Annotated in this window: 13 protein-coding genes; 7 read left to right on the top strand and 6 right to left on the bottom strand. The window is 51.7% G+C overall.

Annotation, left to right across the window (positions count from 1 at the left end; translation table 11 throughout):
• Positions 1-93 precede the first annotated feature (93 nt).
• The gene (locus ACLD7X_RS08370; RefSeq protein ID WP_412007244.1) at positions 94-1,872 is read right to left on the bottom strand and encodes a glycosyltransferase family 2 protein; all 1,779 of its coding nucleotides are present in this window, start codon (positions 1,870-1,872) and stop codon (positions 94-96) included.
• A gap of 795 nt (positions 1,873-2,667) precedes the next feature.
• Between ACLD7X_RS08370 and ACLD7X_RS08365 the strand changes: the two genes are divergently transcribed.
• The 4 genes from ACLD7X_RS08365 to ACLD7X_RS08350 all read left to right on the top strand — a co-directional run bounded on the left by ACLD7X_RS08365 (position 2,668) and on the right by ACLD7X_RS08350 (position 3,809).
• On the top strand, positions 2,668-2,814 hold the full coding sequence (locus ACLD7X_RS08365) for a hypothetical protein (protein ID WP_411423099.1): 147 nt from the start codon (positions 2,668-2,670) through the stop codon (positions 2,812-2,814).
• Between the two features lie 3 nt (positions 2,815-2,817).
• Positions 2,818-3,285: a hypothetical protein gene (locus ACLD7X_RS08360; RefSeq protein ID WP_411423098.1), complete on the top strand. Its 468-nt coding sequence runs from the start codon at positions 2,818-2,820 to the stop codon at positions 3,283-3,285.
• 74 nt (positions 3,286-3,359) lie between these two features.
• Positions 3,360-3,575 carry a hypothetical protein gene (locus tag ACLD7X_RS08355; RefSeq protein ID WP_411423097.1) on the top strand — a complete coding sequence of 72 codons (216 nt, stop codon included), beginning with the start codon at positions 3,360-3,362 and terminating at the stop codon, positions 3,573-3,575.
• A gap of 90 nt (positions 3,576-3,665) precedes the next feature.
• Entirely contained in the window at positions 3,666-3,809 is a 144-nt protein-coding gene (locus ACLD7X_RS08350; RefSeq protein WP_411423096.1) for a hypothetical protein, read from the top strand.
• 304 nt (positions 3,810-4,113) lie between these two features.
• On the opposite strand, the gene ACLD7X_RS08345 is transcribed toward ACLD7X_RS08350, so the two are convergent.
• The 4 genes from ACLD7X_RS08345 to ACLD7X_RS08330 form a co-directional block, all read right to left on the bottom strand.
• The gene (locus ACLD7X_RS08345) at positions 4,114-4,329 is read right to left on the bottom strand and encodes a hypothetical protein (RefSeq protein WP_412007243.1); all 216 of its coding nucleotides are present in this window, start codon (positions 4,327-4,329) and stop codon (positions 4,114-4,116) included.
• 659 nt (positions 4,330-4,988) lie between these two features.
• A complete protein-coding gene (locus ACLD7X_RS08340; protein WP_412007242.1) occupies positions 4,989-5,225 on the bottom strand; it encodes a hypothetical protein in 237 nt (78 codons plus the stop codon).
• A 391-nt stretch (positions 5,226-5,616) separates the two neighbouring features.
• Complete coding sequence (locus ACLD7X_RS08335; protein WP_411423093.1) at positions 5,617-6,255, bottom strand: hypothetical protein; 639 nt, start codon at positions 6,253-6,255, stop codon at positions 5,617-5,619.
• A 544-nt stretch (positions 6,256-6,799) separates the two neighbouring features.
• Positions 6,800-9,694 (bottom strand): glycoside hydrolase family 99-like domain-containing protein, encoded by a 2,895-nt coding sequence (locus ACLD7X_RS08330; RefSeq protein ID WP_411423092.1) that lies wholly within the window; start codon positions 9,692-9,694, stop codon positions 6,800-6,802.
• 825 nt (positions 9,695-10,519) lie between these two features.
• On the opposite strand from ACLD7X_RS08330, the gene ACLD7X_RS08325 reads away from it, so the two are divergent.
• The gene (locus ACLD7X_RS08325; RefSeq protein WP_412007241.1) at positions 10,520-10,747 is read left to right on the top strand and encodes a hypothetical protein; all 228 of its coding nucleotides are present in this window, start codon (positions 10,520-10,522) and stop codon (positions 10,745-10,747) included.
• 633 nt (positions 10,748-11,380) lie between these two features.
• Here the strand turns inward: ACLD7X_RS08325 and ACLD7X_RS08320 are convergent.
• A complete protein-coding gene (locus ACLD7X_RS08320) occupies positions 11,381-11,623 on the bottom strand; it encodes a hypothetical protein (protein ID WP_411423089.1) in 243 nt (80 codons plus the stop codon).
• A 341-nt stretch (positions 11,624-11,964) separates the two neighbouring features.
• Here ACLD7X_RS08320 and ACLD7X_RS08315 point away from each other — a divergent pair, with 341 nt between their 5' ends.
• Together ACLD7X_RS08315 and ACLD7X_RS08310 are read left to right on the top strand one after the other, a co-directional pair.
• Positions 11,965-13,029 carry a GSCFA domain-containing protein gene (locus ACLD7X_RS08315; RefSeq protein WP_411423088.1) on the top strand — a complete coding sequence of 355 codons (1,065 nt, stop codon included), beginning with the start codon at positions 11,965-11,967 and terminating at the stop codon, positions 13,027-13,029.
• A 104-nt stretch (positions 13,030-13,133) separates the two neighbouring features.
• Positions 13,134-13,720: hypothetical protein (locus ACLD7X_RS08310; protein WP_425625130.1), on the top strand; the 587-nt coding region annotated here is incomplete at its 3' end.

Here is a 13,720-nt window from a genome sequence, read left to right as displayed (position 1 = left end):
TGGCCAACTTTCGGGATCCGGTCAGTATTCTAATCGAACTAATATGCCTCTCATGATAAAGTGGCCTGCTGCACTGCACCCTGGCATTGAGTGCTACTCGTCTTGGCTGTCAATCCAGTCTTCGTACTTTGAGGCCATTACGTTCATCGAGTCGACTAGTAGCTGCTGAAGAGGCTTGTCCTCAGCAAAAGCTGACAATAAGTTGCAATAGGCTTCTGATGACTGAATACTGTTGATCCAATCAATGGACTTGTCATGCCGACTGTCCGCTGCGGCAACAAGAGACTTTAGTGCTTCGCCGTTGGGATTGGGACTGCTAATCTTTCTGGCCCCTCCAGTTCTTGATTTCTTCCAAATATATTCAGGCCCTGACTTGTGATAATAGTGCATCACGGCTGCGTCGTTGAAGGCAGGGAACTCAGAGACAGAAGGCACTCTTGCGGTTTGATATTCACCGTATAATCCACCTTCAGAGTTGACGGCAAATGGAGTGTACTGCATTGTGGCCAATGGATGGTGGGGCAGTGAGCACAGGAAGTATCTGGGCTTGAATATGCATTTAATGCTTGAGTTCTTGGCGGTTACGCTTTGGATCCTTTCAGTAATGGGGACCAGACATCTATGATGGGCATCAAAATCCTTGTCAATGCCAGCAAATATCCAGTTCATGGCTATTATATCGCACTCAAGCATTGAGTTTCGGCTGACTTTTCTGAGCCATGAATTTATGCACGCAATCCTCTTGGTTGGCCTGATTGCAATGTACTCGTCAATATCGATCGCGGCACACCACTTGTAGTCCAGAATCTCTTGCGATATTGATAGGGCATGTCGGTATGCTTTGATCTGGGGTGGGGATCCGGGGGCTTCAATCTGATTTTCGATAACACTAATATTGACGCCAAGATTATTTAGTCTCTTGGCTACCTCCAGCGTCTTGTCGTCATTGGAGTTTGTGTATAAGAAAATCTTTTCAAAGCCAAGTGCAATATGATATGCGCACCAACTCGGAAGATAAACAGCCTCATTGCGCGCTGTAGCTAAAATTGCAGCGCCCTTTGATGGCTTTGCCTGAACTCTACTTAGATAAGCAATGGTATTTGTAAGGCCTTGAGGGCTAGAGGACTTGGTCCAGCCATCTGCTGATAAATAATCGTATTCAGGCCCTGCTTTCAGTAGTTCCTCTTTGTTAGCTAGATTGGGTTTGACGGCTGTAGCTGTTTCGCCAAGTCTCCACCTATTCCGGTTGTAGACTACTGATAGGAAGGCTGGGTCATGTGTCTCATACTCTTCTCTTAGATGAAGACCACAAGGTGATGCATTGTCCATATTATGATTGCAGCTCGGATTGGCATGAAGCCGATTGAGGGCTTCTCTGCACTGCGCAATTACGATGTCAGCGATGTGCTGAGGTCCAACAGATACAAGATAGAAGAGTTCAGATGAGCTGCTGTCTTTGGCGTGAAAAAAGATATTTGTTATGAGTTTTCTGGCAGGTGAGTCCTTTTGTGATTCCCTAGAGACCTTCAAGGCAGGCGCTGAGAGCTTCAGCATGTCTTCCTCTCTGGAGATCGTAGCAACCATGCTTCTTCTGTCTCTAAACAACTGCTCCTTAGGTTCTAGAACTATTCTCTCGCAGACCTCTGTGTTAGAGACAAGTATTTTCCTCTGCCAGTCCCCGCCGTTGCTTCCATAAAGCATCAAGGCGTTGAGGTGTGCTGAGCCATTTCTGACTTTCTTTAGCTCAGAACTTGCAATAACAATAAGTGCCGGAGCTGCTCTATGCCTAGTCAAGGCTTTCAAGCTAGTGCCTTGTAGATGTTTTAAGGTGCAAGTGAAATCGGAAGCTATCAGACCGCGGGTACTGCTCATGACCAAGTAGAAGCTGACAGCCTCTTCTCGAATATATGCCCGTCTGCGGTGTCCCTGAAAAGCCGCCCTTAATGTATTTGACAATGACTGTCCTAGATCAATCATCGCTTGGCATTTATCATGCATCTTAGCTCACGGTCGGGCGGATCAGGTTATGCCATGAGTCCCCAGCTGCTACTGCCAACATTGAAGCTCGGCAGAGTCGCTTCCATTCTGTGCCCGGATGCTGGTGTACTCACAGCAATCACCATTCTTCAGCTGTGTGGCCTTGTCGGGTTGATTATTGAGAGATTCACTTAAAGCTTGTTGGGGGGGCTGACCGTACACCCTCTATCTGAGAATGGTGCCTTTCTCTGGACAACCTGGCCCCCAGGCTTCGTTAACCCGGAAGGGTGGATCAGGGTTAAGCTCCACTATAGATCGGTCGGGAGTTCTTCCTCCCCAACACCTTGAGGTCTTGCCGGGTAGTTCCCTCCAGAGGATGGGAGCTGTGCACATTTCAGCCTCCAAGCCGACGCTGTAGGCGCGCAGGGCCGCCTCTACTCGGATTCGCCGAGAAACCCTGCGGCTCCATGCGTGAACCCCCCGCTCAAGCCTCTCCACCAGAATGTTGTCGTCATAGCCCGTTCTTCCTGAGCAGATGATCCTGACCTCCTGCTCCTCTTGCACGGCCACAAAGTCGGCGGAGGTGAACTGCCAGTCTGGGTCGGAGTCAGGGCTGATTCAAAGTCAGTCACAGGCTCTCTTGTCGCGGCTGCGACCATGGGTTGAGGTCGGCGGAATGGCCTCCTCCCTGTGCTCGAAAGCGCCTCTGCTGCAACCGATCTCGATCTGATCAGCTACCTCAAGGCGATCCCGGACGCCCGGATGCGGCGTGGGGTGCGGATTCCGGCCTGGTATCTGCTGCTGGTGGCCGTGCTGGGGATCCTGAGCCGCTGCTAGAGCTTGCGGGATCTGGAGCGCTTTGCCATCCGCCACCACGGCGTGTTGACCGAGGCACTGGGCCTGGAGCTGAGGCGACCGCCATCGGATTCCTCGTTCCGCTACTTCTTCCTACAAGTGGACGTGGCGGCACTGTGCGCGGCCATCCGTGACTGGACGATCGCCCAGATCCACGGTGGTGCAGCTGATCTCGACCAGCTGATCTGCGACGGCAAGACCTTGAGAGGATCGATCGAGCCCACCGCCGGTGGCGGGTCGGCGTTCATTGCCCAGGTGACCCTGTATTCGGCTGCCCTGGGCGTGGCGATCAGCCAGGCCTGCTACGCCACCGGCCAGAACCACGAGCGGGCGGTACTCAAAAAACTGCTCGGTGAGCTGGATCTCGAGGGTGTGCTGATCCAGGCGGACGCTCTCCACACCCAGAAACCGTTTTTCGGCAGCTCACAGAGCAGGGGGCCGACTTCCTCCTGACCGTTAAAGCCAACCAGAAGACGCTGCACCGCCAGATCCGTAGCCAGTTTCAGGGGAAACGCCAGATCCCTTTCGTGGCAACGAATCAGGAGATCAGCCATGGTCGCGACATCACCTGGACGCTGCGGGCCAAACAGGCGCCGGAGCACATCTTCGAGGCCTGGATCGGCACCAGTTGGGTCGTCGAGGTGACGGCTACCGGCACCCGTGACGGCAAGCCATTTCAGGCCACCCACCTGTTTCTCACCAGCCTGCGAACGACCCCAAAAGCCTTGCTGCAACTTGTGTGAGACCGCTGGAGCATTGAAGGCTGGCACTGGGTCCGGGACACCCAGCTCCATGAAGATGGCCACCGCTACCGGGGCAATGGCGCCGGAGTGATGGCGGCGCTGCGTATTGCAGCGATGAACCTCTTGCGCCTCGCAGGTTTTCAGTCAATCCGCGCTGGAATGCAGGCGGTGATGCATGACATCACGGCGCTGTTGGCGATGGCGCAGCACCAGCCTCTGCTGAACCCGTGCTGAAACTTTGAATCATCCCTGGGGTCGGAGTGGACGATCTCGGGTTTGCGACCACGCCCAGGGCCATCTTCAGGGCATCCAGACGGAACTCCGTGTCAAGGCTCATGGAGCTCTTCCAGTAATGCACGTGCCTGGAGTGGAGATCCATGATCGCCCCCAGGTCCAGAAATCCTTGTTGCAGCGGTCTGGAAGTGATGCCGGTTGCCCATATCGGATCAACTGCCGTGATCTGCTTCGGATCCTCCAGACAGAGAGCCTCGATCCGCGCCATCATCCGCAGCGTTGATTCATGCACCGGTGTGCGCCGTCACCAGACCGTGGATCGACGCAAGCCCAGCAGGGCACACTGACGGTTGACACGGAGCCCGGGGTGGCCGTGCTCGACCAGCTTTCGGAGTTCATGGGCATCAAAGCCGCTGAGATGTTGTCTGAGCCGCTTCAGCTTCATCCGCAACCAGCCGACCTGCTGGATCAACACCGTCTCCTTGGCCTGACTCTCGTCCTTGGCCTGGATCATTTCCATCGGGGGAACCGCTCGCTGGCACCCCCCAGCAGCAGCTTCTTCCCTGGGCTCACCTGGATCGTCTTGCGTCTTGTGGCCACTGATCGCCTCCATGCCGACCCTGTCCGTGAACTCAGGGGTGTGGGTACGGCGCTTGCTCAACTCCTTCGGAGAAGTTGGCGCCTAGGGTGGGTCCCCCTTTCAGCGGCAGTGCCCCGCCTCAGAGGTTCACCATGGGACCTTTCCTCGCAATGCAGACCAGCTCAGCGGGCTTGGTGATGACGCACTGAGCCATCTGTGAGTCGTGCCGCTAGTGCTTCCTGGTAGTAGTCCGTTGCAGATCCTCATGCCACCAGAGCCGTTACAGCTGTTTGTGGTGCATAATCCAGCTCTCTCGCCGCAGCTGGTGCCAGGACATGGGGCGGCTCCAATGGTTGTGTGCAGCTGCCACCACACACAGGCACTGCCGCAGCGTGCCCTCCTTGATCGAGACGGCCTTGCGGCCCTGGCGCTGCGTGCTTCGGTACTACTGGCCCACCACCCGGCAGACCTGACGTTCTGCGCCCTGCCAATGCTTCTGAAGGATCACGACGGCCTAGCGCCGACGTTCCGGGATCCGCAGTCTCCATCGTCAGGGTCCTCCTGCTTCGCAGCCGCTTGGAGCCAGAGCATGGCCTTCTTCAGCTCCGCCACCGCCAGCAGCATTTAGAGCCTGGCTTTCTTCTTTCCCAGCTGAGTCTGCCGCCGGGCTCCATCGGCCTGCATGCCGCCGTATTGCTGCTCCAGCAGTGGTACAGCGGCTGCATCAGCTCGATCACGTCGCAACCATCGACGATGGTCTTGCTCTGAGCAATCAGCTGCTCAGACGTTTTGAGCTTGCAGATGATCTGCTTGGCTGTGTGCTCAGTACGTTTCATCGTGGAGTCTTTGGACCAGCCTGAACTGCTGAGGACTGACATTCAGCCTGGACCGGTATTCGGGCTTCACGTCATTACCCTTCGCCTACGAGGCCTCCATGAACGATGTGTTCCCTAGATATCTGCAGATCTACAAGGGACTTCGATGCCACATGGACCTGGGTTGCCTCAACCCCCAAGCAGCGTCTGGCTTAGCTACTGGCATGAACACCCTGATGGCAGGCCCAGACCTAGGTAGTTGTACTTGTCTTGTATAGAATCCTTCTTGATTGTATCTAGCGAATATAATACCCATGCTCAATACCCGGATGGCTTTTGCCTCCACTCGGCTCGGCGATATGGTCTGCCAGACGTACATTATGTCCACCATCTCTAAGCAAATCGACAGGATTCACGAGTTGCTTCGCGATAACAGAAGATAGGCATACTCAAGCTTGGCTAGCATAGCCTTGGGCGATACAAGTGCATGCTTGCCGAGCACGACTTCACAATAAGACTTGAAGGTAAGAAGATCAGAACTAGTCCATTCATTATGATGTAGAAGTTGGTTCAGCCTTGAACATACTCCATTGTCTGCGGCAGTGACAGGCCTCTTTTGTGCGATCGAAACTATCTGCTTCATATCAGCCACTTCCATGTGATCTTCAAACGTCACAAGCTTGCATCTTATGCCAAGATATCCAGCATAAAAAAGAGGGGTAGAGAGACCACAGAAATAGCAAGAGGATGAGATCCTGAGCAATGAGTATAGGTTAATCATGAACTCAATTCCAAGTTTGTGATATGCACGCCAAAATTCCTTCTCATTCCAGGGATGACGGGCGATTGCATTATGCATGCAGCATGATATCTCAAAGCCAGAGTCTTGATAAGCAATATGATTGCCAAGAAATATGTCATAGGGATGCAAGCATACGATTCCAGCTTCAAGCTGTTCTTGTACAATCAAGTAGGTAGCAAAAGCGCGGTGCTCTGCTAACGGAATTAGTCGATTTGGCAGCGAGTGAGGAGCGAAAATAACCGGGGTCAAGTTATTACGCCTTTCCTTAATGCAATCTAACGTGTCAATAACTCTCTGCTCTATGTCACTAAGCCTTAAGCGAGAAGGCAAGACAGGATCCGTACCACGAGTGCTGTCAACCTTGCTGATTAGCCGGAGAAAATATAGGAACGGAGACCCAAGAACATCAACAGTAAACCTAGAGCTATGTTCATTCGCAGCATCTAATGCTTTCTGGTTCCATGCCCAGTACGAATGTATAACTTCTCTGTCGTACCACTCTCTTAATTCGTAGAAGTCTTGTGATAATCCAATGGTACCATGTTGGATTATGTATGGGAGTGGCTGATTAACCGGATAACCCGAATATCGACGGATGACGGAAGAATGGCCATAGAACGAATTTACCCCTGCACACTTGACGATTTCTACCCCTTGAGCTCCATAGGGATCTGACAAAGTGGGTAGAACGGAATCTGAGTGGCTACATTTCATCTTTGATAATGAGGTAATGTCTGAGTCTGGAGATATGCGGCCTGAGAGAGAACAGGCTGCTAATAGCTTTCGCGCAAAATTAGCAGAACAGGTATCGAACTTCGCCTGTATCGGTATAGTCTAGAACTTCGTAATCTGAGGTATAGGACGCCAGATTCATATGGCCTGCCAACCACAAGAACATTCTCTCGTAACCATGGGCGAGAGTCTCATCAAGTTGTCCATATTCCTCCTGGAAGAAAATGGGAGTGAAATGGTTTACAAGCTTTCTACATACTGACCTGCCAATCCAAAACATTGTGCCGGCAACGAATGATGTTGGCTCCCCAGACTTGCTGCCAGAATAGAAATCTAATAACCTATCAACCCAATATTGATTGCCACCAATATACTCCTTAAGGTTGACGATATGACCTGATGGAGCTAGAAGTCCGAAGTGATCACAGTTGTGGCTTTCTAAGAATCGCAGAAGTTCTTCTTGTCCATTTAGACTGCTCGGCAGGAGCTTTTCGGTAATATCATTAAACCAATCTATCCCATCGGATCTATGATGTGAGGCTTTACCATGAATCTTGCAGATATAATCGTATTCTATGCCAAGATCATGAAAAATGTTCAATAACTTTATAAAGGGCCCAACGTCTCGTCCTCGATTTTCCGTGACAAAGAGACGAGCGTCAGGAAGCACTGCGAAAATCTTTGCTGCTCTTACACAAAGACCTTTAGGATGAGTCGTAACATATATGTCACATATGCCAATATAAGGCTCAAGTCGTTTTGCTACCCGATCAATGGATTCATCGTAATATATATGCGCAACTATGGCCCGAGGTAGTGTTGCCTTCCATTCAAAAGACTCTTCTTCTAAGGCAAAGTGCAGACGAGCATCTCGTACTGCATGCAAGTATTCATATCCGTAATGCCTATCTGGCTCAAGGCATGCACCTTCAGCCCATTCATTCCAGGCGTTTACCATAGTAAGACCTAAACTATTATCTAAGCTTGTTGACCTGATATTGCTGGTGAGCCAGTATTGAAATTCGTCTGGCGTTCCCCCTACAAATGCAGCCCAGCCTTGCTTCTTTCTTGGAGAGCTGTCCCAGGCAGCGAAAGAAGTTCTCACAACTTCACTCGGGTAGTCCATTGAATGATTCTCGTCTACCATAGACATGTAGTCAAGAATAATGTAGTCATTGCTGGTTGGACGCAGAATCTTGGGTGGGGGCTTTGATATAGTCATCTTCGAATAACCATTCGGGGGAAACTGTAGTATCAAATCTGCGGAATATAGCTTTGGTGACTTATCATAGGGTAGATATTGAACGATTCCGATCAGAAGCTCAAGGTTATGGTGGGCGCTGAAGTATTCTCTCAGGCGGCTGACCCACTCGTGAAAGTCAGGGATGCTGCTGGGTCTATAGATATAAAAGACTGCCTTGTTGTCGATGCGATAATAGCTCGGATGAGTAAGATATTGTGCAATATCTCGGCAAAAGCGCTCACAGTCCTCATCGCCGTAGGATTGAGAAATAATTACATCATCATTTTGGCCATCCCAGTTCCGAGTCCAGTTCTCATTGGCCCACAGCAATGTAAAACTCTGATCACTACTGATCCTGGAGATAAGTGAATCTAGAGGCTTTTCCAGGACTCTCTTGCCTTGGAACCAATAGAAGTAAAAGCAGAAAGAGTCGACTCCATATTCTTTGGCTAAAATTGACTGATTGGAAAGGTTCTCATCAACTCTTAGGTCGTAAAATCCCTCCAGAGGAAGCTTGGGTTGATTGTGGCCCAGGAAATATGGCAGGGCTTTGGTAACATTTGTCCATTCAGTAAACCCCTTCCCCCAGTTTTCATCATTCTCGGAGATTGGGTGGTATTGGGTAAGATAATATGCATGGACACTTGGCGTCGAGCTGATTAGACTTTGGACCCTCTTGGCGCCACTTGGATCAATGTCGCACGGTTTGTTGTATCTACTGTTGGAAGGGCTGAGGCCACCTTCCATATTCTTCAATAATACGCTGCAAGGATAATTATTTTTTAAGATCTTGCCGACAGGACCATTGGAATCGAGATCTAATGATGCGGCTAGATCTGATAGCAGCTTATGCGGAAATCTTCGTGAAGGGTCATGTCCAAGTTTCCAGCCTCTTGTAAGGTAGTAGTAGTACGCATCTTCAGTGCCTGGGATCGACCTCCAGTACCGTCCAATGTAGTACTGATAGTCAAAAAACTCGCATGGTGAGTGGCCATCATGCCTGCCTTCCGACACAAAGAAATCGAATGAATTTATTTCTTCTTCGTCGTCATTCTGAACGTTGTAATTAAGAGCGTAATAGTCACTGTCAAAGCAGCTTCTTATCGTTTCAATCTGAACGGCATCTATATCCTTTGGCCGTCCATGGCTAAATGAGTACCTATTGGATAGAAGACTTGCTTGGCTCCTTTCCTGTAGAAGCTCAAGCAGTTTGTTGACTAACTGGTCATTCCAAAGAGTCGCTTCCCGAATCTCAGGCACTCGCAGCAGGCGAGGAATCATCTGAATAAGCTGCGGCTTTGCTAGTACACCATCAGCATTCGTCAGAAACTCTATAAGTATGGAAGTGAAAACCTCCGGTGTTGCAAACATGTCGACTTCTTTCGCCTTCAAGCCTAGAGCCTTTAGGTCAGACTGGGCAGGCGGGTAGTAATACTGTTTTTTCCCATGTGGTGCAGATTCCAGTCTTGCCCAGTGTGTCAGAAACTTTGAAGGACACTTGCCCAGGGCTATAAGTCGCTGAAGTCTTCTCTGGTAAACTCCATAGTCATAGCGTGCCTTTAGATCGCAGAGTTGATAGTGGACTTGAAAATATGCGAAACCACTTACCCCATTCAATGATGCGCGGCTTATGCTGTTGATCTCAAGAAAGAAGTCCTCGTCAAATGCTTCTTTTGCTTGAACTGATGAGTGGCTGTCCAGATGTTGAATCATGGCCGGATTGCTATTAGTCCTTTTGGGTGATCATTATTTCGATCCCGGGCTTCATGTCTGTACCAAGCGAGCCATGATCCTCAAAAGTCGTGATATTGACGACGCCGCCATCCGCAATGTCTGCGCTGTAAGCTTGCTCTCTATCTGGCGCATGTTCTCTCTGTCTCTGTACCATCTGAGTTTGTGCTCAGTGCGTGACAGTAGAACAAAAAGATACTGGTTGTCCTTTTCCAGTGCGATGCATGAGCTGTAGAGGCCTTCGATAAGTTCTTGCTGTGTCGGCATGCGTGCCGAGGCTTTGGAATCCTGCTTGTCTATTGGCTTGCCTACACCATTGGGAATAGATGTCTCGCGGCAGTGACTAATGATTGACGCAATATTCTCAATCACGTCTTCTTCTAGGCTCCTCCGCGCTTTCTTCATTGTTCTGGTAACAGCTCTGCCATTCTACACTGGCTCTGCTAGGCCAAGGGGCCCCAGGGGTTGAGCCCAATGACTGGCGCTCTCCGAGTTGCTAAAGACATGCTAATACTCATGAAAGGCTCTAGGCATTCGCAGGCTGGCGAGTTAACCCTGCGCCTGGGATTGTCTTCTGAAACGGCCTCGCCAGAATGGGAGTTGTCAGCATCCCGTACAGGACCAGGCACGTCAGCATCAAACCAACCCCACATGCGACCACACGCTTTTCCGCATGCTGCTAGAGCGCCAGCAGGGCTTCCCAGACAAGGACTGACTACCGGCAGCTGCTGCCCCAGGCCATTGCCACAGTCAACTGTCTCGACGAGGTGGCCGGGAGGATCCACTTCTTTGCCCAGGCCCCCCCCGGTGGTGCGGGTGCGGCGTAAAGGCACGATCGAGGTTCGCCAGGTCACATCCAGCGTTACCTCTCTGCTGATTGGTCAGCTGCTCACTCTGCGGCTCGACCGGCTGGATCTGTTCCTGCGCAGCCAGTTCATCGAGATGATCCCACACCTGCATCAGTGCAGGGCCCAGGCGGCCCCCCTTGATGTGGGTCCCTTCGATTCGACAATCTTTGGCCCCGGACATCGTTAACCCTGGGCGGGAGGCTCACGGTTCGGTCTCCATGTAGACCTCATGGGGAGTTCTGCCTCCTAGTGCACTGTGCGCTCTTGCATGGCACTATCTCCACAGACGGTGGACCAGGTTGATCTCAGCGTCCCAGCCATCGCTGTAGGCCTGCAGGTACACCTCTACTCGGCGTCGCCGGGAAGCCTGCGGCTACGTACTTGGCGTTACGCCCCAGCCTCCCCAGGGGGATGTGGCCGTAGCAGCGCCTTCTTCCAGACCAGCTGATCTTGATCTTCTCTGCCTGCAGCCTGGACACGACGTCCCCAGAGGTGAACTCGATCCCTGGTCAGAATGGAGGATCTGTGGCTTGCGGCCACCCTCCTGAGCCGTCTCCATAGCGTTCAGACAGAACTCCGTGTCACGGCTGTTGGAGAGCTTTCAGTTGAGATCGTGGCTGGTGAAGCGCTTCATGATCGCCACCAGATGCAGCACACCTTTCTGCAGTTGGATGTAGGTGATATCGGTGGCCACACCGGATCCACCGTTGTGATCGTGCTGACAGCCACCAGCCAGGGAACGCGCTCGGATGGGGCACCAGGAACCGCGGGGCGAGGCTTCGCACCCTGTCACGGTTGATCGGGATCCCATCTCTGACCCTTAGCCCTCCATCCGGCGGCGGCGGCTGCAGGGGGCTTCCAGGTCATGGACATTGATCCTGGCCATGCTCTGCAGGGTCGATTCGCGCACTGGTTTCTGTTGGTAACAGACCGTGGATCGCGGCAGGCCCAGCGGGGCATATGGGCGGCTGACGCTGAGCTCAAGATGGTCGTGTTCGTCCAGATTGCGCTGGTCACGGGCATCAGAGGAGCTGAGACTTTCCTTGAGCCACTCCTGCTCCATCTGCAGTCGCCCGATCTGATGAAGCAGCTCCGCCTCCTTGGCCTGACACTCGCCCTTGTCCTTGTCTTCTTACCCCTGGTGAACAGCTCGCTGCTTCCCTCCAGCAGCTGCTTCTTCCACTGGCTCTCCTGGATCGCCTTGCGGCCACTGATCGCCTCCATGGCGACCCTGGCCTTGAACTCTGGGCTGTGGCTCGGCGCTTGCTCAACTCCCTCGGAGAAGGCGGTGCCTACGGTGGGAGGCCCTTTCAGGGGCGGTATCCCGCCTCAGAGATTCGCGATGGGGCCGGTCCAGAAATACCAGACCACCTCAGTAGGATGCCAAGCCAGTGTTGAAGAGCCATGAGCACAAATCCCTATGAAGCCCTTCCTGCAAGCGCTTTTTGGAAGACTGGCGTTACTCAGGAAAACCCTTGCCTAATTGATGGGATTTACAAGAAGAAGTTTGACATTCTGCCGGCCGACAAGATAGCAACCGCGGGCTCCTGCTTCGCTCAGCATATTACGCGCCAACTTAAGCAAAATGGGTACAATATTATGGATGTTGAGCCGCCGCCCCCTGGGCTTCCCTTGAGCCTGCATCAGAACTACGGATTCTCGATGTATAGCGCGAGATATGGGAATATATATACCGTTCGCCAGCTGTTACAGCTCACTCAGGAGTGCGCCCACGAGTGGTCGCCCAAGAACTATATCTGGACAAAGAATGGAAGGTACTATGACGCCCTACGACCTGCGGTTGAACCATCCGGCTGTGATGCACCAGAAGTGGTCAAGAAGCTGCGCAAGTGTCACATCGAGAAAGTTCAAGAGCTCCTTATGAGTCTTGACGTCTTTATTTTTACTCTTGGCCTAACCGAGATGTGGGTACATAGAAGATCTGGGACTGTCTTCCCAACTGCACCGGGAGTCTTTTGCGGCGAGTACGATGGAGCCATCTACCGCTTCGAAAATGCAAGCTTCAAGAGCATCCTGTCTGACTTCAACAAGTTTCAGGATACCTTGAGAAAGCTTAGAAATAATCGACCTTTTAAGATACTCCTCACGGTCTCCCCTGTTCCGCTCACAGCAACTGCAAGTGGTCATCATGTTCTGGTTGCCACAATGCATTCAAAGGCGGTGCTGTTATCAGTCGCCAGTCAGTTGTCTAACAAGCAATCACACATTGACTATTTTCCTTCCTATGAGATTGTAACTAATCCTAGGCTCCATTCCACATCATTTTCCGACAACCTCAGGTCAGTGAGACCCCATGCAGCAGAAAATGCCATGCAGCATTTCTTCAGAGAACATTTGCCGGTCGATACCCTGGGTCTTGCTCCTCATGAGCCCTCGAATGCTGTTGGTTCGATTGACTTAGAAGCAGTCCAGTGCCAAGAAGAATTTATTGAGCTGTTTGCGCAATGAGTAGGATCCTTGCTATTGGATCGAGCCAGCTCGTTGGCTTTAAGAGAGGAGTCGACTCCCTATCAGGCTCTAGCACGCATTCTGATAGTATTGATTTCGCCGGTATGTGGGAGACTGGCTTTGGCTATCTGGAACTAAGCAAAGATGGGCGGATCGAGGCTCCTGATATTGTTCCCCCCAAGAACAACCCGACCAAGGTAAACCTATCCAAGGACTGGAGAATATGGGAGCTTAGTGAGCACAAGACTCCCCTCATCCATGACTATGACTTGATATTCATTGTCGCATCTCCATGCAAGCTCTTTGCTCCCATCTATTATCCCAGGCCGTTCCCAACACTTCTTTCTGCCGAAGTTCTTCACTCTATTATTTTTTCGTGCTTCATCGATCACGCCCGTTTCGACGGCATTAGTCCGTGGATGTTTCGTATTTCGGCAATTATCAGATCACTGGTAACTGCCTGTGGTGACAAGATTGTCTTCATTGGTGCTCCTCTCCCGATCCTTGGGAAGGAAGATATGTTTATCGAGCCGCTTAGGAATGTTCTTGCTTCTGATCATGCGCTTCGTGAGCTCCATGCTGAAAACATAGCAAATATCCGGCTTATCTGTGATGAATCCCTTCGCAGTGGGGTGTCCCCATTCAGAATCATTCTTCCCCCATCCGACCTGTGTTGCGATCTAACCCTGTC

The organism is Aphanothece microscopica RSMan92 (assembly GCF_046613545.2).
In the GTDB taxonomy this organism is placed as follows: Bacteria; Cyanobacteriota; Cyanobacteriia; order PCC-6307; family Cyanobiaceae; genus NIES-981.
The sequence above is the reverse complement of the archived record's forward strand: the minus strand, read 5'-3'. Positions and strand labels throughout refer to the sequence as shown.

What these genes read in the sequence shown, in the direction of transcription:
- ACLD7X_RS08370 (WP_412007244.1), bottom strand. Translation starts at nt 1,872, where the DNA reads ATGAGCAGTACCCGCGGTCTGATAGCTTCCGATTTCACTTGCACCTTA.
- ACLD7X_RS08350 (WP_411423096.1), top strand. Translation starts at nt 3,666, where the DNA reads ATGGCGGCGCTGCGTATTGCAGCGATGAACCTCTTGCGCCTCGCAGGT.
- ACLD7X_RS08345 (WP_412007243.1), bottom strand. Translation starts at nt 4,329, where the DNA reads ATGGAAATGATCCAGGCCAAGGACGAGAGTCAGGCCAAGGAGACGGTG.
- ACLD7X_RS08340 (WP_412007242.1), bottom strand. Translation starts at nt 5,225, where the DNA reads ATGAAACGTACTGAGCACACAGCCAAGCAGATCATCTGCAAGCTCAAA.
- ACLD7X_RS08330 (WP_411423092.1), bottom strand. Translation starts at nt 9,694, where the DNA reads ATGATTCAACATCTGGACAGCCACTCATCAGTTCAAGCAAAAGAAGCA.
- ACLD7X_RS08320 (WP_411423089.1), bottom strand. Translation starts at nt 11,623, where the DNA reads ATGGAGCAGGAGTGGCTCAAGGAAAGTCTCAGCTCCTCTGATGCCCGT.
- ACLD7X_RS08315 (WP_411423088.1), top strand. Translation starts at nt 11,965, where the DNA reads ATGAGCACAAATCCCTATGAAGCCCTTCCTGCAAGCGCTTTTTGGAAG.